The sequence below is a fragment of the Fictibacillus nanhaiensis genome (genome assembly GCF_036213205.1).
Lineage (GTDB): Bacteria > Bacillota > Bacilli > Bacillales > Fictibacillaceae > Fictibacillus > Fictibacillus nanhaiensis_E.
In genome coordinates, this window is the sequence record NZ_JARMFC010000037.1 from 1 (window position 1) to 1,486 (window position 1,486).

1 protein-coding gene is annotated in these 1,486 nt (G+C 38.2%); it reads right to left on the reverse strand.

Features of this window, described 5'->3' with window-relative positions:
* Positions 1–42 precede the first annotated feature (42 nt).
* Positions 43–1,370, reverse strand: a protein-coding gene (locus P4V41_RS21075; RefSeq protein ID WP_328087152.1) for an IS3 family transposase whose coding sequence is annotated in 2 segments (ribosomal slippage) — positions 43–1,001 and positions 1,001–1,370 — 1,329 coding nt in all. Because the reading frame shifts where the segments join, the coding sequence is not laid out codon by codon here.
* Between the last annotated feature and the right edge of the window lie 116 nt (positions 1,371–1,486).

Genomic DNA, 1,486 nt, shown 5'->3' on the forward strand with positions numbered 1-1,486 from the left:
TGAACTGTAACCAATAATATGGACAGTTTATAAAAAGGACCTTTAAGCAGCTAGTAGATGACCTCGGTATTGTTCCGGGGTCATCTTTTTTAACCCCCATTGATAGCGTGCTGAGTTGTAATTCTCCATATAGTTTTCAATCTTTCCTCTTAATTCGGCTACCGTTTTACATGTAGTTGCGTCTATCTCATCTTTGAAATGACCAAAGAATGACTCCATCGGTGCGTTATCTAGACAATTTCCTTTGCGAGACATCGATTGAGTGAACCCAAAGTCTTTCACTCTTTTGCGATATTCAGGATGTGTGTAATGAACGCCTTGGTCAGAATGCAGAAGCGCCTCAGGGTGGACGTTTCCGTCCAAGGAAGCCATTAAGTGATCTAAGGTTTTATATACAATTGGCATCTCCAGTGAAGTAGATAGGTGATACGCTAATATTTCACGTGTTGTTCCATCTTTCACGCATGATAAATATACCTTTGTTCTGTTCTCTAAATATAAGTACGTAATGTCTGTGAGTAGAACCATACCAGGCTCTTGTACAAATTTTCGGCTTAAGATATTTGGACACGTTTTATGTTCTTGAGTAGCTTTAGCTATATTTTTATAGGGGTTACGTCTTCTGATGACCGATTGAATATTGAACTTTCTAGTAAGACGAAAAATCTTGTTTAGGCTCATGTCAACGCCATAATTGTTCTCTAAATGCATCTTGATTTGACGTCCACCAATCTTTTTCTTTCCTTCATCATAAATCTTCTTAAGAAGCTCATAATCCTCTTCATCGTGTCTTTGTCGCTCTATACGCTTATCTTCAGCCTTTAACCATGCATAATAGCTTTTACGTTTAACCCCAGCGACTTCGCAAAGAAAGGAAACCATTCGCTTAAGCTGATATTTTCTAATGGTTTCTTCGATGAGCTGGAATTTTTCTGATAGAGCTAGTACTTGTTCTTCTTCGCCTGCCTCTCTAGTTCTTCTAACTTTTTTAAGAAGTCGTTCTCCATCTCTAGAAAGGCAATTCGTGCTTCAGCTTTCTTCAGTTTCTCCTCCACAGTCATTTCCTTCGAAGATGGACGTCCTGTGCTGCCCTTACCGCGAAGTTCTGTATAAAATCCTTCATTTCCATACTTTTCATGGGATCGTCTCCAACGCTTTAAACATTGTTTTGGCTTATGGGCTCCTATCACATGGATATCAAAACCATGGGATAAGAAGATGTCCATTGGACCTTTTCCAGCTAGGTTCTCTTGAACAGCTTTTTCTTTAAACTCTGGTGCATAGCTAATGTTTTTTTCAGTAACGTGACTCACATTTGGATTGTTCTCTAATTGTTTACGCTGAAATTCAGTAAATTTAATTTTACTCATTGTATAATCCCCGTTCTCCTCATTTGATTAGATTATAACGGGTTTATTGCAAAAGAACACAAAAAACCCGAATAAGGGACTTTTTTATAAGTGTCCATTATTCGGGTTACAGTTCA